The 24,780-nt window shown below is 44.3% G+C and carries 14 protein-coding genes (1 of these 14 cut by a window edge); 11 read left to right on the top strand and 3 right to left on the bottom strand.

Annotated features, from left to right (window positions below; genetic code table 11):
- A partial coding sequence (locus MHB46_RS25330; protein ID WP_341163885.1) for a response regulator occupies positions 1-1,464 on the bottom strand: 1,464 nt, incomplete at its 3' end.
- A gap of 299 nt (positions 1,465-1,763) precedes the next feature.
- Here MHB46_RS25330 and MHB46_RS25325 point away from each other — a divergent pair.
- Complete coding sequence (locus MHB46_RS25325) at positions 1,764-2,990, top strand: serine hydrolase domain-containing protein (RefSeq protein ID WP_341163884.1); 1,227 nt, start codon at positions 1,764-1,766, stop codon at positions 2,988-2,990.
- A gap of 653 nt (positions 2,991-3,643) precedes the next feature.
- Here MHB46_RS25325 and MHB46_RS25320 read toward each other — a convergent pair.
- Entirely contained in the window at positions 3,644-4,243 is a 600-nt protein-coding gene (locus MHB46_RS25320) for a bZIP transcription factor (RefSeq protein WP_341163883.1), read from the bottom strand.
- Between the two features lie 151 nt (positions 4,244-4,394).
- Between MHB46_RS25320 and MHB46_RS25315 the strand changes: the two genes are divergently transcribed.
- The gene (locus tag MHB46_RS25315) at positions 4,395-4,730 is read left to right on the top strand and encodes a YolD-like family protein (protein WP_341163882.1); all 336 of its coding nucleotides are present in this window, start codon (positions 4,395-4,397) and stop codon (positions 4,728-4,730) included.
- 459 nt (positions 4,731-5,189) lie between these two features.
- Here MHB46_RS25315 and cysK read toward each other — a convergent pair whose 3' ends face one another.
- On the bottom strand, positions 5,190-6,131 hold the full coding sequence (gene cysK / locus MHB46_RS25310) for a cysteine synthase A (protein WP_341163881.1): 942 nt from the start codon (positions 6,129-6,131) through the stop codon (positions 5,190-5,192).
- Between the two features lie 954 nt (positions 6,132-7,085).
- Here cysK and MHB46_RS25305 point away from each other — a divergent pair.
- From MHB46_RS25305 to MHB46_RS25265, 9 genes are all read left to right on the top strand, one after another.
- On the top strand, positions 7,086-7,763 hold the full coding sequence (locus tag MHB46_RS25305) for an MBL fold metallo-hydrolase (protein ID WP_341163880.1): 678 nt from the start codon (positions 7,086-7,088) through the stop codon (positions 7,761-7,763).
- 494 nt (positions 7,764-8,257) lie between these two features.
- The gene (loaP, locus tag MHB46_RS25300) at positions 8,258-8,779 is read left to right on the top strand and encodes an antiterminator LoaP (RefSeq protein ID WP_250270866.1); all 522 of its coding nucleotides are present in this window, start codon (positions 8,258-8,260) and stop codon (positions 8,777-8,779) included.
- A 30-nt stretch (positions 8,780-8,809) separates the two neighbouring features.
- A complete protein-coding gene (locus MHB46_RS25295) occupies positions 8,810-9,673 on the top strand; it encodes a 4'-phosphopantetheinyl transferase family protein (RefSeq protein WP_341163879.1) in 864 nt (287 codons plus the stop codon).
- A gap of 48 nt (positions 9,674-9,721) precedes the next feature.
- Positions 9,722-9,961, top strand: coding sequence for an acyl carrier protein (locus tag MHB46_RS25290; protein ID WP_341163878.1), 240 nt, complete (start codon positions 9,722-9,724; stop codon positions 9,959-9,961).
- Entirely contained in the window at positions 9,958-11,196 is a 1,239-nt protein-coding gene (locus MHB46_RS25285) for a beta-ketoacyl synthase N-terminal-like domain-containing protein (protein WP_341163877.1), read from the top strand. The genes MHB46_RS25290 and MHB46_RS25285 overlap by 4 nt, the downstream gene beginning before the upstream one ends.
- Before the next feature lie 15 nt (positions 11,197-11,211).
- A complete protein-coding gene (locus MHB46_RS25280) occupies positions 11,212-12,474 on the top strand; it encodes a hydroxymethylglutaryl-CoA synthase family protein (RefSeq protein WP_341163876.1) in 1,263 nt (420 codons plus the stop codon).
- Positions 12,471-13,232 (top strand): enoyl-CoA hydratase/isomerase, encoded by a 762-nt coding sequence (locus MHB46_RS25275; protein ID WP_341163875.1) that lies wholly within the window; start codon positions 12,471-12,473, stop codon positions 13,230-13,232. Before MHB46_RS25280 ends, MHB46_RS25275 begins: the two co-directional genes overlap by 4 nt.
- A gap of 45 nt (positions 13,233-13,277) precedes the next feature.
- Entirely contained in the window at positions 13,278-14,027 is a 750-nt protein-coding gene (locus MHB46_RS25270; RefSeq protein WP_013310979.1) for a polyketide synthase, read from the top strand.
- 220 nt (positions 14,028-14,247) lie between these two features.
- Positions 14,248-24,780 carry the 5' portion of an amino acid adenylation domain-containing protein gene (locus MHB46_RS25265; RefSeq protein WP_341163874.1) on the top strand. The gene runs 609 nt beyond the window's last position, so the window shows 10,533 of its 11,142 coding nt (coding positions 1-10,533); the start codon lies at positions 14,248-14,250; its stop codon lies off the right edge, out of view.

The raw sequence follows: 24,780 nt of genomic DNA, 5'->3' as shown, positions 1-24,780 counted from the left end.
CCGCGGATGAATCGACTTCAGCATGTAGCCTTCTGCCCCGCGCTCCAATGCAGTTGCTGCCTGCAAGGAATCCTTAAACGTTGTCATGAATACAACCTTCATATCAGGCCATCGTTGTTTCATCTCAACTAAAGCTTCAATCCCGCCCATTCCTTGCATACGAATATCCATTAGCACGATATCTGGTTGGGAGCGATCACAATGTTCTAATGCTTCGCGCCCGTCCCTGGCTGTACCAACGACGTTAAAATCAGCATGCTGATCCAAAATTTGCTTCAAGCTGTCGGTAATGATCAACTGGTCATCAACGATCAGCAGACGGATCGCATCATGTGCAGGCTCTGTCTGCAACGGAATATTACATATGACGAAAGTTCCTTGTCCTGATTCAGAATGCACGGACAACGTGCCGTGAAATAGTTCAAGTCGTTCCTTCATTCCATTGAGCCCAGATCCAAATTGGATTTCTTCCATTCCGATGCCGTTATCTTCGATCTGTAATCGAAGCTGCTGACTATTGAAATGTAACTGAACGGATATCATGCTCGCCTTGCCGTGCCGAACCACGTTGGTTAGAGATTCTTGCAGGCAACGATATAAACAAATGTTTATTTTTTGCATAACGAGAGTCTCACTACCGATCACACGGAATTTGACCGTTATACCTGTTGACTTCATAAAATCTTCAGTTAATTGCCGCAGCGATTCACTTAACGAATGGTTCAACGGAGTATGAGAGAGCTGATGCAGATGCTTTCGGATATCAACCAGACTGTGTTGGGCGATTCCGACAAGCGAATTGATCCTCTCTATTTGCGCATCTGGTACGGACGAACGCAGTGATTCGACGCCGACGATGAGCGAGGTAAGCGTATGGCCAATCGTGTCATTCAGCTCATGTGACAGCCGGCTGCGCTCCTCCATCAGCGTAAGTTCCTCAATCCGCTTAATATGCTGCTCCAGCAACAGCTTTTGCTCTTGAATAATTCGGGCTTGCTTATGGGACTGAATTAAAATATTAAACGCGAAGCCGATGGCAAAACCAAGGCTGCAGCTAACGATAAACTCATACGGGAGACGATCAGCAATCCAACCGTTCAATGCCGGGAATACGATTCCGCTAAGGATACCTGTCCACACATAGGTTCTTCGACTGCTCGTCAAGCCGATAGTTATCACGAGTAAAACAAAAGACCAAAGCAATCCCGGGGCTGCGTAGGCTAAATAAAGATAAAAAAAGCCCGTTACCGTGACTTCGATTGTGAGATACCAGTCTTCTTTCCTATAGAGGATGATTAATGGAACGAGATAAACGACGAAAGCGAGAGAAAGTACAACCCAAAGCGACACAACGGTCAATGACGGATCGACAAAACCAGCGCTTGCGATAATGACCAGCCAAAGCGTTCGTATGGCCACAAGTATCCAATCATACCAGACCCTTTTTTTCATTATCGAGAACACGAATTACGCACACCTTCTTATATTTTTTTGTAAATCAAATTCCGAATGATTCAGACCTATCATGCAATATAACTTCCCGATCCGTCAAGCGAAAGAGGGTGGGGTAACAGCGGTTAGAACGTAGCTTAGCAAGCACGTCATATAAGACAGTTGACAGTTTGTCATGCGGTATATGTGACAGGTCCAAGTACGATGTCATCAAAAGCTTGGCGGTTTTATCACTGTTCGATTTAACAATATCAGAGGTAAGGTGAGGGGGTAAAGCAGAACAACATTCAAAATAATAGGAGCGATGCGTTATGAAATCATTCACCATTCGAAAAGGAGTTGCACTTACTTTAATAGCCATATTGGCGGGTACAATGGCTTATGGAACTGTCCACGCAGAGGGTCAGACGGAAACTTATCAAGCTATCGATAAAGCAGCCAATACCGACAATATTTTATCGTCGGAATTCGCAAAAGAACCCAAAAAAGAACTCAACGAGAAAGAAAAGAAAAGAAAGCATCGGGAAGAAGTCAAACGCGTCATGGATCAAGTAGTTACCAACAAAAGAGTTCCAAGTGTCGTGGCAGGCGGGCTACAGGATGGGGAACGCTGGTCCTACGCTACGGGTACAGCCAGTTTCGAAGTACCACGCCCGGTGGAGCCGGATTTTTCATTCCGTATTGGAAGCATCACGAAAACATTCACTGCTACCGTTGTATTGCAGTTGGCTCAGGAGAAAAAATTGAACCTGGATGATTCGGTCGAAAAATGGCTGCCGGGGGTCATAAAGGGTAATGGGTATGACGGCAATAAAATTACAATTCGTCAGTTATTGAACCATACAAGCGGGCTTGCGAGCTATACTGATCTTGATTTTCGAGATATTACCTTGCCTCAAAATCCATTCCGTTACTATTCGTCCGACGAGCTTATCAGCATGGGACTAGCAAAGCCGCCTGTATATGCGCCAGGGAAGGGCTGGAACTATTCGAACATGAATACTATACTAGCCGGTCAAATTATTCAGAAGGTAACAGGAGATACGTATGCGGAGCAGATCAGGAAACGGTTGATCGAACCGCTCGGGATGACAGGGACATTTGTAATGGAAAATAGTCACGATATTCCAGGTAAGCATGCCACAGGATATAATATGGACAGATCGGGTCATTTGTATGATTTAACAGAAATGAATCAATCATGGGCAAATGCAGCCGGAGATATAGTCTCAACAACCAAAGATTTGACCACCTTCTTCAGTTCGCTGTTGGGCGGAAAGCTTCTAAATCAAGAGATAATGAACCAGATGCTCACGACAGTAGATTCACCTATAGGTAAAGTCGGACTAGGGATTTATGAAATAAAAACAGCTGACGGGCAATCATACTGGGGGCATGCCGGCGGTACTTTCGGATTTGAATCGAGAGCCTTCGGATCTCTAGGCGGGCAGCATATTTTGGTAACGTGCATCAACTCGGTAGCTCCGGAAGTGGAGCCGGCTCACAATAAAATAATCAATAAGGAGTTTGGCCGTTAAGTTTAAAGCCGACATCGCGCCCTTTATTTGAGGGCGGATGTCGGTTTCTGCTGTGATTAACCGTCGTTTCATGCAATCGAGACACATATGTCAGCATTCAGAATAAAACGACATCAAAATAGATAAGATGCACGAGAGGCATAACGACGGCGTATTTTATATTCGGTCAGTCAAGCTCTACTATCAACTTCTTTACCACTTCCGCCAACAGATTGTTTACCGCCGAAATCGGTAAAATAGGTTAGACGCAAATTCGAAATAGAGAATAAGAAAATATATATAAATTTTTAGAAATATAGTAGGTATAGACGACGTAATATTACTAACCTACACATTGCACCAGCCTACAATTTCTATTTAAAAAAGACTTCAAGGAAAATCAAACATTAAGACTGTTGTACAAAAATATCAGAATTTCGTATATGTTATTCCGCTAACGGGATACGTTAGTTCAATGGAACAGCGACAGTCTAGGACTTTATCTTCTCGTCCTTAGTTGTCGCTGTTCCAATTTCTAAGTCCGTCTAAAACTTATTTTATGAAGTCTAGCGGTATGACAATTCGAAAGGTCGCATGGAATAAAGACACTCAGTCAAATACTTTGGTTTCTGCTGACAGTAGATTAAAACCCCGGATTGCTCAGGGGTTGTTTTTTATCTGATCGTATATTCGTAAACTTTATCCTGAATCTTTATCTCTGCTTTTAATGGCTTATCACTTTTAGCCACCTCATTGGGGATCTCTGAAAGATAGTACAGTGTTCCCGTTTTAAGTGGGTCTACGCTAGTTATGTTGGTGTAAGTAAAGTCTTCACCACCACGTTCCTCAATAGTACTGAATGTATCATAATCATATTTGTTATCAAATTTTAGGTTTACTTCCGCTATTTTATCCGCTTTAATACCTTCTGTCCCAAGATTTTTGGCTTTAATGATTAGAGCAAAGAAGGTGGAGTCTGTTTCTTTGGATTTGTATAGTGTGTGGAAGTCTCCCGGTTTAGAGGGTTCGATTTTTTTCGAAATCTTATTTCCCGTTACTGTTATATCAGCGAAATCTTGTATTGTAACTGTCTCGCCCTTTTTAATAGGTGTAACCGTATCTTCTTGCTTTTGTTCCACTGGTGCTGCTGGTGCGGCAGTATTCGTTGGCGTAGTAGCTGGTTTAGTGTCATTTGTTGTGGCAGTTTGTTTAGGCGAGCAAGCTGCAAGCGTTAGAAACGCGGCAGCCACCAATATACCTGTTACAATTTTCATATTATCCCCCTGATTTTGTATTTTCGTGTAGTCTATCAGACCTAGGAATATTTTTCTAGGACAAAAGTTTTGGATTCGGCATACAAAAAGCCTTGTCTAGAACGTATGTTCGGAATATGATTTCTACATAACACATCAGGAGGCTGTATACATGGGAAAGAAACTTGAGGGCAATGGATTATGGGAAAGCAGTCGGATAATCATCCCTAAACATAAGGAAGCATGCCTGAAGCTTATGAAAGATCGCCAACGGCGTGGTAAGCCTGAACTTGATGATCAAGAAGTGCAGCTAATTGAGCAGGCGATCATAGTCTCTTACAACACACGTCAACCTATATCGATAGTGGTTTTTAGCCCGTTCGATGACGAAGAACTCACAGGTGTAATCATGTCTATAAATACTGCTCGCAGGGAAGTGAAACTGTTTCGTGGCGAGGATGATTTTAGTTGGAACAAGTTGGAGGATATCATTTCAGCAAGTATCTAGCAAAAATCTAAGGGGAGTAAATATTCTACTGACGTTATCCAACAAACAAGAAATATTTTCAACCGCCTTACCTACGACATTTCAAGTCGAAGTCTTTCTAGGAGCATTTGACGCTAGTGTTTTAGCTGATTAACTAAAAAAGCAGATCCTCATATCGCAATCGAAGACTTCCTGATGATGATGCGTTACACCCGCATCAAGTTAAAGAAAGAGGCTTACAGAGTGGTACAAGACTATTACGGAGAAGCTCACTTTTACAGAAAAAGCCTGATGAGCTACAATGACATCGCGCTGGGCCAAGGTAACTTTTTCTTCGCTAGCGGTCCATTCGTTGTGCGAAAAATGGACCGCTGGCGAAGAAAGGTATCAATTTAGGTTAATGAAGCAATTCTATAGGCTCTTGCTTGTCGTGGCTGGAAAATTAACAAATGAGGCAGGAGGATCCCTGCCTTCGGCGTTTTATAATTCTACGTGTGAGAAAAGCGGAGTGGATAAATAACGCTCACCTGTATCAGGTAATATGACCACGATCATCTTGCCTTTGTTTTCTGGAAGTTTCGCAATTTGTGTTGCTGCATAAACCGCAGCCCCAGAAGAAATACCAACAAGCAGCCCTTCTGTTTTGGCAAGCAGGCGTGCAGTTTCAAACGCATCTTCGTTTTTAACTTTGAAAACCTCATCCACATATTCTTCATTAAAGTTATTTGGAATGAAACCAGCACCGAGTCCTTGTAGTTGATGTGAACCTGGAGTACCGCCAGACAGCACTGGTGAATCGAACGGTTCGACGGCTATCACTTTTACAGAAGGTTTTCGTTCCTTCAATACTTGGCCAACGCCCGAAATAGTTCCACCTGTACCTACGCCCGCGATAAAAATATCTACACCGCCGTCTGTATCCTGCCAGATTTCCTCCGCTGTAGTTTTGCGATGAATTTCTGGATTGGCAGGATTGCTGAATTGCTGTGGTATGAAAGAGTTCGGTATTTCGGCAGCTAAGAGCTCAGCACGCTTGATAGCGCCTCTCATCCCCTCGGATCCCGGTGTTAACACAAGCTCAGCACCGAACGCAGTCAAAAGCTTACGACGTTCGATACTAAACGTTTCAGGAAGTGTAATTATAAGTTTATATCCAAGAGACGCAGCTGCAAATGCAAGTCCGATTCCAGTATTTCCACTTGTCGGCTCGATAATAACGGAGTCTTTATTGATTAAGCCCTTCTCCTCAGCGTCTTTAATCATAGCATATCCAATGCGGTCCTTAACGCTACCAGCCGGATTTAAATATTCCAACTTTGCTACCACGCTTGCCTCAATATTTTGGATTTGGCTGTAGTTCAACAGTGCTAACAAAGGAGTATTTCCAATTAATTCTGTCAACTTTTGGTGAATTTTAGTCAAAATTATCCCTCCAAACAATTAATTCATATCTACTTACTATGACATAGATATTATCACGAATTTTTCTTCATAACCATGTCCTGTTAATTCATAGTGAGGAGCGGGAACGGATGGAATAGTTTAAGCCTAAGGTACTACTCATAAAAAAGTAGTCCAAGCTTATTCAGAACCAGAGAGTCATTAAGAATGTATACTGTGTATCATTTTTTAATTTCGGAATAATTATCACGGTTTATAATAAACTGGCTTTTTCCTAGGATGCGTTGGAGGATAGAAATTAGATTACAGTGTACAAAAAACGATAGTGTGCATGAGGTAAGACAACACATACGGCAAAAGATACTACCCGCTAACCTAGTGGTCGGCGGATAATGATTTTGTATTTAGTAGAAGGCAAAAAGAGCAGTAAGGAATTAATCCCTTCTGCTCTTTTTATTGGGGACAGACTGTAGTATTTTGTGTAGAATACAGTCCAAATGAGAACATATACGAACACACAAAAGCCTTGAGAATGCTGGATTTTGGAACTGTATGCCAGTACAGTATATTGAAAACTCATGTTTTAAAATCCTGCGGTAGGTGACTACCGTACCGGTTCGATCCCGGTCCTCGGCATTCTTGAATTACCATGGACACATCAAAGTTAAATGAACGAAAAATAACGCGAGGTTCTGTGTACCTGCGGAAAACTTCGTAACAGGAACACAGAACCAACAAAAACGTCTCACCGTTAACATACGGAGAGGCGTTTTTTTGTTTTGGCAAGATTTAGCGATCTTGTAACAGAGAGTCGGAGCCTTTCTATTGCATCAATTGTTATAATCGTAGGTACCACGAAATGGGGGCTTTATAATTGAGTGTAAATTATCTCCAAAAATGAAGGGGTAAAAATCCTTCAAACAGAATGTTGTTGTTTTTAATTAACTATTGGGAAGGTGGTTCAGTGAAGCTGATATGAATCTGACTTATCATATGGAACAGTTAAGAGTTTGTTTTATGAATTTCATTAACTATGTATATTTTGTAATGGATGAGAAAACAAGAGACATAGCTATTGTTGACCCATCATGGGATTTATTGAAAGTAGAATCCTATCTTCAACAATTGAATGGCGATCTCAAAGCGATACTATTAACTCACTCACATTGGGATCATATTAATTTGGTAAATCCACTCCTAGAAAAATATAACCCGCAAGTATTCATGTCAACAAACGAAATCGATTTTTATAATTTTAGATGTAGAAATTTACATTCAATTAAAGACAAGGATTCAATCAAGGTTGGTGAAACGGAAATTAAAAGTCTTTTGACCCCCGGACATACCGTGGGAAGTGTATGCTATCTGTTGTCAGATCGCTTATTTACTGGGGATACAATTTTCATTGAAGGTTGTGGCTTTTGTGACCCAAATGGAGGAGATCCAGTAGAATTATATAATAGCGTTCAAAAAATAAAGCGAGAAATTGATGACTCTATTCAAATTTATCCTGCTCATTCATTTGGTAAAGCGCCTGGTTTTACACTCAATCACCTCATGGATGAAAATATTTATTTTCAATTTACGAGTAAGGAATCTTTTATTAAATTTAGAATGCGTCCGAACCAAAAGGGCCTGTTCGATTTCAAATGAGTCTGTATTGTGGCCCAGTTCTAATGGTGAGAGAAAATATTGAATATAAAAAATAGTACATAACGATCTATCGCTTGTGCATGCCTCAGATGCTCAAGTTCACTAGTATAAAGCACCCAGATCAGTCTTTTTATGAGCCGCTAGAAACATAAAAGCTGTACTCGAAAGATAATAATGACCTCAAATTGAGCTATTTTCAGAAAGGTTTGCGAATCCAATGATGAACTTGGCCGTTCCCAATCAACTGTGAATTGACAGGGTTTGAGTAGAGGATTATAATGGAAAAACATTATTCCAATTATATGATTATATGAAAAATAAAGGAACTTGTCTGTGGTTAATCGCTGGCGGGTCACGTTAACCATTAATGAGGGATATATCGTGAGAGATTGTAGCTTATCAAGTAGGATAAGTGAAAGGGCGAAGCTATGTATATGGGTAGTAGACATTATAGAAGATGATTTGGCAGTACGTTTTTATAGGAGATGAGTTAAGTGAGCTGGTACGTGTTTTTTGTGCGAACGGGTAGGGAAGAACAGGTCAAGCAGCTTATTAATGAGTGGTTAGATTCTGAAGTCTACAAACCCTTTATACCTCTCCAAGAGAGACTTTTTAAAGTAGCAGGAATAGTAAAGAAAGAATGGGCTCCTTTGTTCCCAAGCTATGTATTTATTGAGTCGAATTTACCTGACTTGCAGTTCGTAACCAGTACAAATTCAATGATTTGTACTTCTAGTGATATCATTCGTTTATTGAGATACTCGAAGTTTGAAGCTTCAATGAGAGATTCGGAGAAACAAATGTTAGAGAGTCTATGCAATGATAGCTATTGTATAGAATCATCAACTGGAATTATTGAAGGAGACAATATACGTATCCTAGATGGCCCTCTTAAAGGAAGGGGGAGTATAGTCAAGAAAATAGATAGACATAAAAGACAAGCAATCATCCAGTTAGAATTTATGGGTGATATTAGGTTAGTGAGAGTAGCGTTGGAAATTATAAGTAAGGTTTAAAATGGAGAACTTATGACGAGTTCATACTCCATGAGGAAGCTTTCAGAACCCATAAGGGATTTGAAGGCCTTTTTTGATTTGGACTGCGAAGGTAGTAGTTTACTAGGGGGGATATGCGTAGCCTCGTATGCAGAACAACTAATATTGAAGCGGGAAGATGCCGTGATGAAGGCGGCCGTCAGTTTTGTCCATGCAGATTATAATGCAGACGCTCCCCTTGATCGGGAAGTTTTCCATTCGGATGAGTGTAGTTACTTCGAGAGTTTGGTATTCCATCGGCGGAAATCCAACTTTGTGCTTGGCAGGCTAAGTGCGAAACAAGCGGTTTCGGTGCTGTTAAGCGAGCCAAACCTGCGCAACGTAAGTGTGGAGACGGGTGTCTTCGGCCAGCCCATGCTTCGAATCAATGGTGTCCACAGCTATCAGGTGAGCATTGCCCACTGCGACTATATCGGAGCGGCTGTTGTTTTTCCCGAAGCACATCCCATGGGTATTGATATTGAGAGGATTGATTCAAAGCGAAATAAGACAATAGAAAGCCAACTGACGACGGAAGAAAAGGAAAGAATCTCTGTCGTGCGGGGAGTAGGGGAGTACTCAGCTTTATTGACGGTTTTTTGGACAGTGAAGGAGGCCTTGTCGAAAATATTGCGCACAGGTTTTACAACATCGCTGCATGTACTTGAAATGAATGAGACCAGATTGGTGGATGGATACTTCCAAAGTACATTTTCACATTTTCCACAATATGCTGCCCAGTCTTACCAGTTAGGTGACTATATCTGCACGATTGTAGCACCGAGGAAGACGGAATGGAGTATGAATACTTCTCGGATTTATGAGAAATTCAATACAATTTTTCATCGAAATCCGTTTGTAGGTCATGCTTATTGAATACCGGGTTGTTGAGTTTTAAAACATTTATCTTTTAGGAGGATACCCATGCATAAGGAAGAAGTATTCGATATTGTTAAACGTTGTATTCGTGAAGTGCTTCCTGAATTACAAGATCACACGTTCGAGTATAGCGATCGATTGGTGGATTTGGGTGCAGATTCAGTAGATCGGGCCGAAATTGTAAACAAGACGATGGAAACATTATCTCTTCATATGCCGCGTGTCGAATTGTCTGGCGTGAAAAATATAGGGGAATTGACAGATGCGCTTTATGCGAAATTATGAAAAATTATGAAAAGTCTGAGTTAGTCGTTACGGGGATTGGCGTGACTTCGGCGATTGGGCAGGGGAAGGCTGCTTTTGCCTCGGCGTTGTTCAAAGGGCAGCATGCATTTGGCGTCATGCAGCGCCCTGGCAGAAGAGGCGAAGCTTCATTTATAGGTGCGGAGCTGCCACCCTTGTCTTATCCGAATGCATTATCCAAACGAATGTTACGTACAGCATCATTTTCGGGGCAGGTGGCCATGGTAACCCTTCAAGAAGCGTGGGATGATGCCCAATTGGATAACGTTGATCCTAGCCGTATTGGACTGGTGGTTGGAGGCTCCAATTTTCAGCAACGGGAGCTATTTCAGACCTATGAGGCCTATCGGGAAAAAATGTGCTTTGTACCGCCGACCTATGGGGTTTCCTTTATGGATACTGATTTGTGCGGACTATGTACCGAACAGTTCGGCATTCAGGGGTTAGCTTATACCGTCGGTGGTGCATCCGCGAGTGGACAAGTCGCAATCATTCAAGCAATTGAGGCAATTCAGGCAGATCGTGTTGATGTTTGTATTGCAATGGGGGCATTGATGGATATTTCGTATATGGAATGCCAGGCATTGCGGTCCTTGGGAGCGATGGGAAGCGACCGATATGCCGATGAACCTGCAATGGCGTGTCGACCATTTGATCAGTCGCGGGACGGGTTCATCTATGGGGAATCTTGCGGGGTTGTAGTCATAGAACGGGCCGATTCTGCCGTGAGGCGTCGGGAGAAACCATATGCCAAACTTGCAGGATGGGATATGGGAATGGATCGAAACCGGAATCCCAATCCCTCTTACGAAGGCGAAGCCCGAGTGATTAGAAGAGCTTTGGAGAAAGCAAAGCTAATGCCGGAAGAGATTGATTATATTAATCCCCATGGGACAGGCTCAGTCGTTGGAGACGAGATAGAAATAAAGGCACTACAGGATTGTAAATTGTCACATGCCTATATCAATGCAACCAAATCCATTATCGGTCATGGATTGAGCGCGGCAGGAACGGTTGAAATTGTGGCTACTCTTTTACAAATGAAAGAGTCGAGACTTCACCCTACCCGTAATTTGGAGGAGCCTATCCATTTGGACTGCAATTGGGTGAAGAATGAGTCTGTACCAGCAATTATTCACAATACCATGAATCTGAGCATGGGATTTGGTGGAATCAATACTGCCATTTGTATGCAAAAATGTGAGACGCGTATTTGAGAGAGGGGGACGATTATGGTTGTCGTGGGAATTGAGGCAATGAACGTTTTTGGTGGCTCTGCCTATCTGGATGTTATGCAATTAGCCCAACACAGGCAATTGGATCCTACAAGGTTCGAAAATTTATTAATGAAAGAAAAGGCGGTTGCCCTGCCTTATGAAGATCCAGTTACCTTTGGAGTAAATGCGGCAAAACCGCTGGTGGACGCTCTTTCAGAAGCGGAAAAAAACCGAATCGAAATGCTTATCACCTGTACAGAATCAGGTATTGATTTTGGGAAATCAATCAGTACATATATTCACCACTATTTGGGGCTGAATCGGAATTGCAGATTATTTGAGCTCAAGCAAGCCTGCTATTCCGGTACTGCAGGACTCCAAATGGCGGTGAATTTTATTCTTTCTCAGGTCTCGCCAGGAGCAAAAGCGCTTGTAATTGCCAGTGATATTTCACGATTTATTGCTGCTGAAGGCGGGGATGTCTTGAGTGAGGATTGGTCTTATGCTGAGCCCAGTGGAGGCGCAGGGGCCGTGGCAATGCTCATTAGTGAAAATCCTCATGTTTTTCAAATCGATGCAGGCGCTAATGGATATTACGGCTATGAGGTGATGGATACTTGTCGGCCGATTCCAGATAGCGAGGCTGGGGATGCAGACTTGTCTTTAATGTCCTATCTGGATTGTTGCGAGCAAGCGTTTTTGGAATATCAAAAACGGGTGAAAGGAGTGGATTATAAAGATACCTTTCAGTATCTTGCCTTTCATACTCCTTTTGGCGGAATGGTAAAAGGAGCGCATCGCACGATGATGCGAAGGTTGACTCAATCCAAACCAAATGAGATTGAGGCAGATTATTTACAACGTGTTAAGCCTGGATTAGCGTATTGCCAACGGGTCGGAAATATTATGGGGGCAACTTTGTACCTCTCCTTGGCAGGTACGATTGATCAGGGTACATTCGATGCTCCAAAGCGAATCGGCTGTTTTTCCTACGGGTCAGGCTGCTGCTCTGAATTTTATAGCGGGGTTGTTATGCCGCAAAGCCAGGAACATCTACGGCGATTTGAAATTGAGCGTAATTTGAATGATCGCTATCAGTTATCTATGGATGAATATGAATCCCTGCTAAAAGGCAGTGGCGCCGTACGATTTGGAACCCGCAACGCCAAGCTGGATTTTCAATTGATTCCGGGGGTCATAGCTTCCGGGAAAGGGAGACAGCGGTTGTATTTGGAAGAAATCTATGAATTCCACCGTAAATACAGGTGGGAATCATGAGTTATCAAACGATTCAGGTTCGCTTTCAAGAATCGATTTGTTATATTCGGTTTTACCGACCTGAGGCAAACAATACGATTAATAATATCCTCATCGAGGAGTGCTTGCATGTGCTGGCACTGTGTGAAGAGTCGGTTACGATCGTAGTTTTGGAGGGTCTGCCAGAGGTGTTCTGTTTTGGGGCGGATTTTGAGGGAATGCGTGAAAAAGTGGAAAGTGGACAAGAACATGCAATGAGTCCAGAGCCTATGTATGATCTGTGGTTAAAACTAGCAACTGGGCCTTATATCACGATTTCTCATGTGCGAGGAAAAGCAAACGCTGGTGGCGTCGGATTTATTGCTGCCAGCGATATTGTGATAGCTAACGAGACGGCACAGTTCAGCTTATCAGAATTGCTATTCGGACTTTTCCCTGCTTGCGTTCTACCCTTTTTAGTCCGCAGGATTGGATTCCAAAAAGCGCATTATTTAACACTAATGACGCAGCCCGTTTCGGTTCAACAGGCCCATGTATGGGGATTGGTTGATGCGTACGATGTTCAGAGCGAGATGGTGCTACGCAAACATTTATTACGCCTCAGACGATTGACCAAGAAGGGGATCTTACGCTACAAGCGCTTTATGGATGAACTCAACGATTTGCGTCAATGTAAACCATTAGCGTTGGCGTCCAATCAAGAGGTGTTTTCAGATTCTCAAAATCTTAAGGGGATTTTCCGGTACGTTGAAACGGGGCAATTTCCGTGGATGGACTGATGGCGTGCGCCACAAGATGGGGATGCAGGGGGGAAGAAGATCATAATGTCACAATCCGTGGTTGAATTACTTGAAATCGAACGAGGTATTATTCAAGTGAAAATGCAAGATAGAGTTCATAAAAATACATTTACGCTTGAAATGACCCATGGACTAAGACAAGCGTTCAAGACGATCCAAGAAGATTCAACCTGCAAAGTCGTAATTCTAACAGGATACGATAATTACTTTGCCACGGGTGGGACGCAAGAGGGATTGTTGGCTTTACATGAAGGAATCTCGAAGTTTACCGATGAAAATATTTACTCACTTGCATTGGGCTGCAAAGTTCCAGTGATAGCTGCCATGCAGGGACATGCGGTGGGCGGTGGCTTTGTAATGGGGTTATTTGCTGATTTTGTAGTCCTAAGCAAGGAAAGTGTGTACACAACTAATTTTATGAGATACGGATTCACACCGGGAATGGGTGCCACGTATATTATTCCTAAAAAACTAGGGTTCAGCTTGGGAGAAGAGTTATTGTTAAATGGGGGCAATTATCGAGGCGTTGAACTGGAGAAACGGGGAGTTCCGTTTCCGACCCTGCCCCGCAAAGAAGTGATGGGCTATGTAATGGATCTTGCCCGGCAGCTAGCCGAGAAACCCAGATTTTCTTTAATCACGCTAAAGGATCATTTGGTTGCTCCACTCCGGGAACAGCTTCCCAAAATCGTAGAACAAGAGCTTATCATGCATGAGAAGACCTTTCATCAAGCGGAGGTTAAAGAACGAATTATCAACTTGTTTGGAAAATAACCAAATAGAGATTTGTTGAACGCCTTTGCGGTTGTTCATGCGAACCAGTAACGAGTGTGAAAGAAGCATATAGCCTTCCTCATCACTCGTTTTTTCTTTGATATTTTTAGCAGGCAACTCCAGGCAATGCTTCAAACGTGAATAATAGCTCAAAATGGACAGGGTGATAAGCCTTTAGCTCATGTTATATAAACTTTGTGTTTTGAGGAGTTGGTGGAGAATGATGCGAAAACATGACCAAACATGGAACCTTGATATTCCGATCGCTTCTTTTATTGAAACTTGCCGGAAATTTCCTGAAAAAGAGTTATTTACGTTTGAGAAAGAAGGCCAGAGTCCTCAAATTCTTTCCGGAAATACGCTTCTACATCAAATACAGGCTTTGGGCAGCATCCTATTGAAAGAACTGGCTGAGCAGGAACGAGCACTTCTTGTATTTCCTCAGGGCCTGGAATATATCAGCAGCATGCTGGCATGTTTTTATGCAAATATCGTGGCCATACCTACACCTATTACAGATTCGGAGCCGGATGAAAAAATCTTTGAGAAGATGATGCCTATTTATAGGGATTCCCAAGCCGTATGTATCATAACTAATACGGACTTCAAAGCATTTCTCCAAACACGGGAGGAGTTTAATTCAATCCGTATCCTGAATATTGATGAAATCTTTCAAGAAGACGCCGTTGACGTTGACATAGAAATGAGAATGCCAGCGCCGCAGGATACTGCTCTTTTGATGTATACATCGGGCTCAACATCCTTACCAAAAGGTGTAATCCTTAGTCACAGCTGCTTGATGAATCAGGCCAAGGCTGAGCAATGGAGAATTGACCGGAATAGTCGTGTTGTTTCCTGGACGCCGCAATTTCATGCTTTTGGACTGCATAACAATATTTTAGTCCCACTTTTAAACGGGGCATCGAGCATTATTCTCCCGCCAGAAAGCTTCGCTAAAAATCCGGAAAATTGGATTCATATGATTGACAAGTATCAGGCTACCCATACGGCAGCGCCAAATTTTGCGTTCGATTATTGCTGCTCCACACTGGACATCGCTTCAATTAAGCAATATTCACTTCGCCATCTCCAAGCGATTATATGTGCAGGTGAGCCCATTCGGAAGGAAACTTACGAGAACTTCATCCATAAATTCCGGGCATTAGGGCTACGAGAGGATATATTTTGTCCCCTCCTTGGCTTATCGGAGCTGTGCCCCGTCGCCAGTATAAAACCAGGTCAGTCGATGAGATTCCTTAATTTAGATATCCCTAGCTTGGAGCAACGAAGAGTCCAATACACGGATGAGAAGAACAAATCGAAGTCCGTAGTGAGCTGTGGGGAGATTGAAGATCCGACGCAAATACGAATTGTTCATCCTGAAAGACATACACAATGCTTACCGGAGGAAGTCGGCGAGATTTGGATTAAATCTGCACGGATGGCAGAGGGATATTTAAACAGGAAGGAAGAAACGAATAGCACTTTTGAGGTAGCCCTTTCCGATACAAAAGAAGGCGGCTTTTTTCGTTCCGGGGACCTTGGCTTCATTGCGGATAATCATATCTATGTCATCGGCAGAGAGAAGGAAGTCATCATTATTCGCGGCAAAAATCATCATCCCGTCGATATTGAATGGACCATTCAAAAGAATATGCCAGAGTTGACCTTGCCCATCGCTGTATTTTCCTCTGAAATCAATGGTCAGGAAAAAGTAATCGTCGTACAGGAAATTGAAGCGCCCCTTCATGAGCAGGAATACAAACGGTTGGTCGAAAACATACTGAATGCCGTATCCAATACGCATCAACTTGAAATTTACGATATCTATTTGCTGCTTAAGGGAAGTATACCCAAAACGGGAAGTGGGAAAATCCAAAGAAAGATCTGCCGCAATGCTTATATCAAACAAGAGCTTCAAGCACTTTATCAATATCGGAGTGCGTTCTCACCATCACATTCGAATATGGAAGAAACCGCTGCAGAAAACCATGACGCTACCATAAATGCCATTTCGTTGGTTCAGTCGAAGATTCAGGAGTATATAGTGCAATTTTTGTGTTGGGAACTGAATCTCAAGCACGAGGAAATGAATTTGAATACAAATCTTCATGATTATGGTATCGATTCTATTCTTGTCATGAAGCTTATACGCGGCCTTGAGAAGTCCTATCCGATCAAGGTTAAAGCAAGAGAAATTTTAGAGAACCCGACGATTCAACTATTATCGGCATATTTAGCCCAAAAGGTTGAAGAAGATAAATCCACTGTACAGGTCAATACTGAGAAAAATTCGCTCAGTTTCCGAAGGAATCCGCTTTCTGAAGTTCAGAAAGGGTTGTGGCTATTACATAAAATGTCCCCTGAGATGAATGCTTACAATATACCAATATGCCTCCGGTTTAATACGAAGATTGAGATTGAGAGCATTAAACGGGCTTTTCACATCGTTTTAGAACAGTATCCTATTTTAAAAAGTGTGATTGAAGAGGAAAATGGGATACCTTATCAAAAGCTGCAGCTCACGCAGCCGCTTCATGTGCAAGTGGAGGATATTTCAGCCTTGGAAGCAGATGAGGTTATTCCATTTATTAGGAATAAAGTAAAGCAACCATTCATGCTGGAACAGGATCCTTTGATGCGTATTTATGTTATGTCCAGATCTGAACAGGAACATTTCATACTGGTTGTCATCCACCATATTATTTTTGATGGAAGTTCTTTCGGCATGTTTATACAAAGCTTTTTAGATGCCTATAAGAACGTGGTACAGGGAAAGACATCGACAGTGTTGCCACCCGCAGCGAGCTACGGCGATTTTGTTAAATGGGAGCAAACGATGTTAGCGAGTGCAGAAGGGGAGAAGTATCGTTCCTACTGGACACAACAGCTGTCAGGTGCTTTACCGACCCTGGAGCTGCCATATGACCGCTCTGGTTTTCCGGCTCAAAGCATGGAAGCACAAACATATTCTAAACCGCTTCCGCTTAAATGGGTCAAACGGGTAAAGTCTTTTGCCCAAGCGCAATATACGAGCTTGTCTACAGTCTTGTTAGGTATATATACGGTATTGCTTAACCAGTATTCGGGACAGGAAGATATCATTGTTGGAATGCCAGTTATGGTGCGCCCGGAGCAGCGTTTTGATAAATTAATCGGCTATTTTGTCAATATGCTTCCAATCCGGAGTCAGATATCGGAAACAGAAACATTCTTGGAGTTCATGAAAAAATTGCAGTTGACAGTAGTCGATGGAATGGATCATGCCTCGTATCCTTTTCCGACTCTGGTCCGAGAATTGAATGTGCCGCGGATGCAGACGAGCTCTCCTGTTTTCCAAGCAGCCTTTTCTTATCAAAACTTCCTTCCAACTTCAAGCTTTCGGCAGCTTTGCGAGCCATATAAAGATATCTTTTTCGTCGAATTGGTTGAAGAAATTCACCAGGAAGGCGAATACGAGTTGGTATTGGAACTGCAAGAGCAGGAAGAGGAAATGATATTAAATATCAAATATCGCTCCAATTTGTTCGATTATTCAAGCATCATACAGATGGCAGAGCGTTATATAGAATTAGCGGAAGCACTTATGGAGAATCCCACTTGGCCCTTGGAGGAGCATTCGTTACTTTTACCAGAGGAAAAGGACATCATCCTTAATGACTGGAATGCTACCGGAACAAGTTATCCTGATAAGTGCTTCCCTGAATTATTTGCAAAACAGGCAAGAAAAACACCTGAGGCTATTGCAGTTGTATATGAAAAGGAATCGCTTACCTATGGGGAACTAAAAGAAAAGAGCACTTTGCTGGCCTTATATTTGCAGAAACATGGGGTAACTCCTGATACTCTTGTGGGGATTTGCATGGAACGTTCTTTAGATATGGTGATTGGGCTGTTAGGAATCCTGATGGCCGGTGGAGCCTACGTGCCGCTCGATCCGGAATATCCGGAGGACCGATTGGAGTATATGCTTCAGGATTCCAAAGTTTCACTGGTCATTACGCAATCGGGGTTGTTGGAGAAAGTGTCACGTTTGGAAGGGAACAACGTTAGCTGTATTGTCCTTGATAGAGATTGGGATCATCTGAAAAGTGATGTGAAGGGTAGAAAGACAATCAAACGGGAAGTACAACCTCACCATTTGGCATATGTGATATATACCTCTGGAAGTACAGGGAAACCCAAGGGGGTCATGATTCCACATAAAGCGTTGACCAACTTTCTTATTTCCATGGGAGAGCAGCCCGGTTTAACAGCGCAGGACAAACTACTTGCAGTGACAACGTATTGCTTTGATATAGCGGGACTGGAATTATATCTGCCTTTGATTAAGGGGGCTCAATGCTATATTTGCAGTTCCAAAAATATAAAGGATGCCGAAAGACTTAAGCAGGAAATTCAAAGAATAAAACCGACAATCATGCAAGCCACTCCTGTGGCTTGGACCCTGCTCTTTCAAGCCGGCTGGAAGAACGAAGAGAACATGAAAGTTCTCTGTGGAGGGGAAGCCCTTTCGGAAACGTTGAAATCTTATTTTGTTCATAACAGCTGTGATGCATGGAATATGTTCGGTCCGACCGAAACCACAATTTGGTCTACAATTCAAAAGATCGACGCAGATAAGCCTGTTTCGATCGGTAAGCCTATCGCAAACACCCAGATTTACATTTTGGACAAACATCTTAGACCTGTGCCTGTCGGTCTTCCGGGAGAGCTTTTTATTTCGGGTAGCGGATTGGCCAGAGGTTATTGGAACCAGCCAGAGCTTACGGCTGAAAAGTTCATAGACAACCCATTCAATCCGGAAACCAAGCTCTACAGAACTGGAGATTTATGCAGGTGGCTTTCGGACGGCTCTATTGAGTATGTGGGACGGATGGATTATCAAGTGAAAATTCGCGGGTTTCGGATCGAGCTGAGTGAAGTTGAAGGTCAGGTCAGAACATATCCAGGAATCGATGATTGTGTCGTGATTGCCAAGGAACAGGGGGGGGATAAGCAGCTTGTTGCCTACTGTTTGCTGAACAATTCCGAGTCCGGTAAGCCTCCTCTCGATCCGAAGGAAGTGCGAAACTATTTAAAAACTTTCTTGCCCTATTATATGATACCCGCATTTTTTATAGAGCTAGATAAGCTGCCTTTGACCCCTAATGGGAAAATAGATCGAAAAGAATTAATGAATCGCAGGATCGAGTTAGCAACAACAAGAAAGATCCACTTACCACAATCGGATGTTGAACATCAAGTGCTAACGGTATGGAAAAAACTTCTGAATGTTGATGATCTAAGTACAGATGATGCTTTCTTTGACGTAGGTGGGAATTCTTTTTCAGCAGCAGAGATGATCGGAAGGGTCAAGGAATTGTTGGAATGCGATATTTCGGTGACAGCATTGTTCAAGTATCCGACAGTTAAGGAACTCAGTGCCTACATTACAGAAACAAGAAGTGAGAATGTTGATTCTCAAACGGAACAATCACATACACCGGAACAAACAGATACAGCTGAGAATACAGCCTTACCGAAAATGGATTCAGGCGAAGACGACCTCAAGCCACCCTACCCAGATTATTTTGAGGATAGTCTCGCAATTATAGGGATTTCATGTCATTTTCCAGGGGCCAAAAACCATGCCGAGTTTTGGAGCAATTTGAGGGCAGGGGTAGAGAGTGTTCGCTTCTTTTCCGAGGAAGAATTGGTTAGATTAGGGCTAGAAAAAGAAATCGTCGGGAATCGAGGCTATGTTCCCGGACGATGCACAATTGAAGGAAAAGAGTATTTCGACCCTGAGTTTTTCAGTTTATCACAGAAAAATGCAGAGTTTATGGATCCTCAAATGAAATTGCTGTTGCAGCATTCATGGAAAGCCGTTGAGGATGCTGGCTATATTAGCAAAGAAATTCCTGATACCAGTGTGTTTATGTCGGCAAGCAGTAGCTTCTATCAAGCATTTATTCCCAATTTAGCATCGCAATCGCCTAATGTCCTGAAGAACGCGGATGAATATGTAACCTGGATCTTAGCACAGGGTGGGACAATTCCTACCATGATCTCTCATAAATTAGGATTTAAAGGTCCGAGTCTGTTTGTGCACTCGAACTGCTCTTCCTCATTAGTCGGATTGCGTCTGGCTTCGCAAAGCCTGCTATCCGGTGAAGCCAAATACGCTTTAGTCGGAGCATCCACGATCTTTCCTTTCACCAGTTTAGGCTATGTGCATCAACCCGGCTTGAATTTTTCCAGTGACGGACATATTAAAGCCTTTGACGAGTCGGCAGATGGAATGATTGGCGGAGAAGGGGTTGGGGTTGTTCTACTGAAGAAAGCTCCAGATGCCGTTAGAGATGGTGACCATATTTATGCGCTTTTACGGGGAGTAGGTGTGAACAACGATGGAACCGACAAATTAGGGTTTTATGCCCCAAGTGTCAAAGGTCAGGCTGAGGTTATTCAGAAGACGATAGAATCAACCCGAATTCATCCCGAATCTATCAGTTATATCGAGACGCATGGAACCGGAACAAAATTGGGCGATCCTGTTGAATTTGCTGCCTTAAATGAAACGTACAGGCAGTATACGACCAAAAAACAATTTTGCGGTATTGGATCGGTCAAAACCAATATCGGGCATCTGGATACTGCAGCAGGTTTGGCGGGGTGCATTAAAGTTGCTTTAAGCTTATACCATAATGAGATTCCCCCTTCGCTTAATTACGAAAAACCAAACTCTGATATCCATTTGCCCGATTCACCCTTTTATGTTGTTGATAGCCTCCAAAAATGGGAAAAGGCGTCAGCTCCTCACCGGGCGGCGTTAAGCTCCTTTGGAATAGGCGGAACTAACGCTCATGCCATTTTCGAACAATTTGTAGTCAATGCTGAATCAGAACGATTTAAAGATAGTTCTATGAACGAAGATGCTGTCTATCTGATTCCGTTATCTGCAAGGCATCATCATCGGCTTAAAGTGTATGCACAAGAGCTTTCAGATTTTTTGATAGCTTCTGAAGACATTAATTTGTCGGATGTATCCTTTACGCTTCAGACAGGACGAATGGCAATGAAAAACCGGGTAGCTTTTATCGTAAAGAATACGAGCGAGCTGGTACAAAAGCTCCAATCGTTCACGAATGAACAAGAACCTATCGAGAACTGCTGGAGGGGAGAAAACAATCAGTCAAAAGATTCAGTGCAATTATTTGAACAGGAAGAAGTTTTCAAGGAATTAATGAGCAAATGGATTGCAAATCGTGAAATGAACAAGCTGGCAGAGTTGTGGGCCAAAGGCTTCTATATAGATTGGCGATTGCTATATTCCAATGTCATACCCAAAAGAATAAGTCTACCTACGTATCCTTTTGCACAGGAGCGTTGTTGGGCTCCAGAGGTTGAGGCTAGAGCAGTAAGAACCGAAACAGCGAAAGCGCCAGCGGTTACGAGTAGCTGTACACTGCTATTTGAGCCTGTCTGGAAGAAGCAGGACATACCGCTGGAAGCCGAAGCCCCTGCCTATGATTGGCGAATGGTCTTGCTTTGTGAGCCGGAAGAAGTTTTGCACGAGAAACTCGAAGCGAGCTTGAATGGAGCTGCGCAGGTGCTTGCCTTTCAATCCGGAAAAGGCCGGGTCGATGAGCGGTTCCAGGCTTATGCTGTTCAGGCCTTTGAGAGCATCCAAAGTATGCTCAAAGACAAGCCGAAGGGAAGAGTACTGGTCCAGATTGTGGTACGGAACTCTGGGGAAGGACGACTCTTTTCGGGACTTTCGGGACTGTTGAAGACAGCCCGGCTGGAAAATCCAAAATTCATCGGGCAGCTGATTGAAGTGGATCAGGGAGAACAGGCGGAAGGCATCCTGGCGAAGCTGGAGGACAACAGTCGAAGCCCGATGGATGGCTGGATTCGCTATGAGGAAGGTCAACGGAAAACCGCTTGCTGGAGCAGGCTTGAAACATCTGGGCAAAAAGAGGAGCTTCCATGGAGAGATAGTGGGGTCTATCTGATCACCGGCGGCTCCGGCAGTCTGGGGCTGCTGGTTGCAGAAGAGATTACGCGGCAGACGCAAGCAGCGACTTTCATTTTGACGGGGCGGTCGCCGCTGGACCGAGATAAGCAGACGAAGCTGCAGGAGCTGGAAGCTTCAGGGGCCAGCGTGGTGTACAGGCAAGGCGATATCACCGACAGGAAGACGGTTATCGATTTACTGGACAGCATCGAGCAGGAATATGGACGTGTCCATGGGATTATCCACTGTGCAGGGGTGATTCAAGATAACTTCATCATCAAGAAAACAAGGGAAGAATTTATAGAGGTGCTGGGACCGAAGGTGAGCGGACTAGCCCATCTGGATGAGGCGAGCAGCGGTCAGGACCTGGACTTCTTCGTGCTCTTTTCTTCCATATCGGGCAGCCTGGGCAATCCTGGACAGGCTGATTATGCAACCGCCAATGCCTTTATGGACGCATACGCCGAATATCGGAATGCCCTGGTAGGGGCCAAGCAACGGCGGGGGCAGACGTTATCCATCTGCTGGCCGCTATGGAAAGAGGGCGGAATGCGGATCGATGCGGATTCGGAACAGATCATGACGCAAAACATGGGCATTACAGCCATGCAGACTCGGTCGGGAATGAGGGCGTTGTACCAAAGCTTGGCCTCCGGTAAGGAGCAGGTAATGGTCTTGGAGGGGGAACCTGAGAATATTGAGGCCTACCTGGCGAAAGCCGTTTCACAAGCCGGTGTCCGTGCCATTCAGGCAGTACCTAACCAAGCAAGCGTACCTATGCTGGATGCAGGCTTGCTCTACGACAAAACCTTGCATAGTCTCAAGGTACTGTTTGGAGAGGTGACCCGGCTGAGCGTCGGCAGCATTGAAACCAATGAACCGCTGGAAACCTATGGAATCGACTCGATCATGATTACCCAGCTGAATGCCAAGCTGGCGGGCTTTTTTGGAGAACTGTCCCAGACGCTGTTTTATGAGTACCAGAACTTGCGCGCCTTGACGGAATATTTTGTGGCAGAATACCCGCAGGAGTGTATGCAGTGGGCCGGGATGAGCCATGACATACAGCCTGCGGAGGAAACAGTTGCGGCACCGCTGTATGTCGAAGAAGAAGCCGTGCCATCTGCGGCAAAGGCGGAAGCGAAGCCTGTCCGAAGCTTAGCCGGGTCTGTCCCTGCGGAAATGCGTGAACCGATAGCGATCATTGGGATGGCTGGAAAGTATCCCTGGTCCAGAGACATGAACGAATATTGGGAAAATCTAAAAGCAGGGAAGGACTGTGTCACCGAAATCCCGCGTGAGCGCTGGACGCTGGAAGGGTTCTTCCATCCTGATCCACAGGAAGCGGTGGTGAATGCAAAAAGCTACAGCAAATGGGGAAGTTTTATCGAAGGATTTGCAGAATTCGATCCGCTGTTTTTCAATATTTCGCCACGGGAAGCACTCGGTATGGACCCGCAGGAAAGGCTGTTCATTGAAGCCTGCTGGGAAGCACTGGAGGACGCGGGCTATACTCGGGAACAGCTTGCGGTGCGGCATAACCGCCGGGTAGGCGTATTTGCCGGAATTACTAAGACGGGCTACGAGCTCTATGGGCCGGAATTATGGAAGAAGGGAGCGCAAATATTTCCCCAAATATCCTTTAGTTCAGTAGCGAATAGGATTTCGTACCTCTTTAATTTGCAAGGGCCAAGCATGCCGATCGATACGATGTGTTCGTCCTCGTTGACCGCGATTCATGAAGCTTGTGAGCATCTGTACCGTGGAGAATGCGAAATGGCTATTGCAGGCGGAGTAAATCTGTATCTCCATCCGCTCAGCTATGTCGGACTTTGCGCCAACCACATGCTGTCAGCAGACGGGCAATGCAAGAGCTTCGGCAAAGGAGGCAATGGATTTGTCCCTGGAGAAGGCGCGGGGGTCGTCCTATTAAAGCCGCTGTCCAAGGCGATCGCTGATGGGGACCTCATCCATGCGGTGATCCGGGGGACAAGCATCAACCATGGGGGTAAGACCAACGGCTATACAGTGCCGAACCCGACAGCCCAAGGGGAACTGATTCGGACGGCATTGGAGCGAGCGGGGGTCCACGCGCGGACGGTCAGCTATATTGAAGCTCACGGGACAGGCACGGAGCTGGGAGACCCGATTGAAGTGACGGGTCTGACTCAGGCATTCAGGAAGGATACGCCGGATACGGGATTCTGCGCCATAGGCTCTGTGAAGTCCAACATCGGACATCTAGAGGCGGCAGCGGGCATCGCCGGGGTTGGGAAAATCATCTTGCAGATGAAAAACCAGACGCTGGTTCCCAGCCTGCATGCCCAAGAATTGAATCCGAACATCCATTTCGGTCAGACGCCGTTCGTCGTCCAGCAGGAGCTGGGAGAATGGAAGCGGCCGGTGGTTGAGATCGATGGAGAGACGTGGGAATACCCGAGGATTGCTGGGATTTCATCGTTTGGAGCGGGAGGCTCCAATGCACATGTCATCATCGAAGAGTACATTGCGGAAGAGAAGGTGCCGATGAGCGTTACGGCTCAAAAGCCTGCGATCATCGTATTGTCAGCCAAAAATGAAGAACGACTGAAAAAGCAGGCCGAGAGAATGCTAGCCGTTATGCGGGAAGGACAGCTCAGCGAAAGCAGTCTGGCCGATGTGGCCTACACGCTGCAGGTGGGACGCGAAGCCATGGAAGAACGGCTGGCAGTGATTGCAGGGTCTATGCAGGAACTGGTGGATAAGCTGGAA

The sequence above is a fragment of the Paenibacillus sp. FSL H7-0703 genome, assembly GCF_038003485.1.
GTDB lineage: Bacteria > Bacillota > Bacilli > Paenibacillales > Paenibacillaceae > Paenibacillus > Paenibacillus polymyxa_B.
Note: the sequence above shows the minus strand (reverse complement) of the source record. Positions and strands in the feature narration are given on the sequence as shown.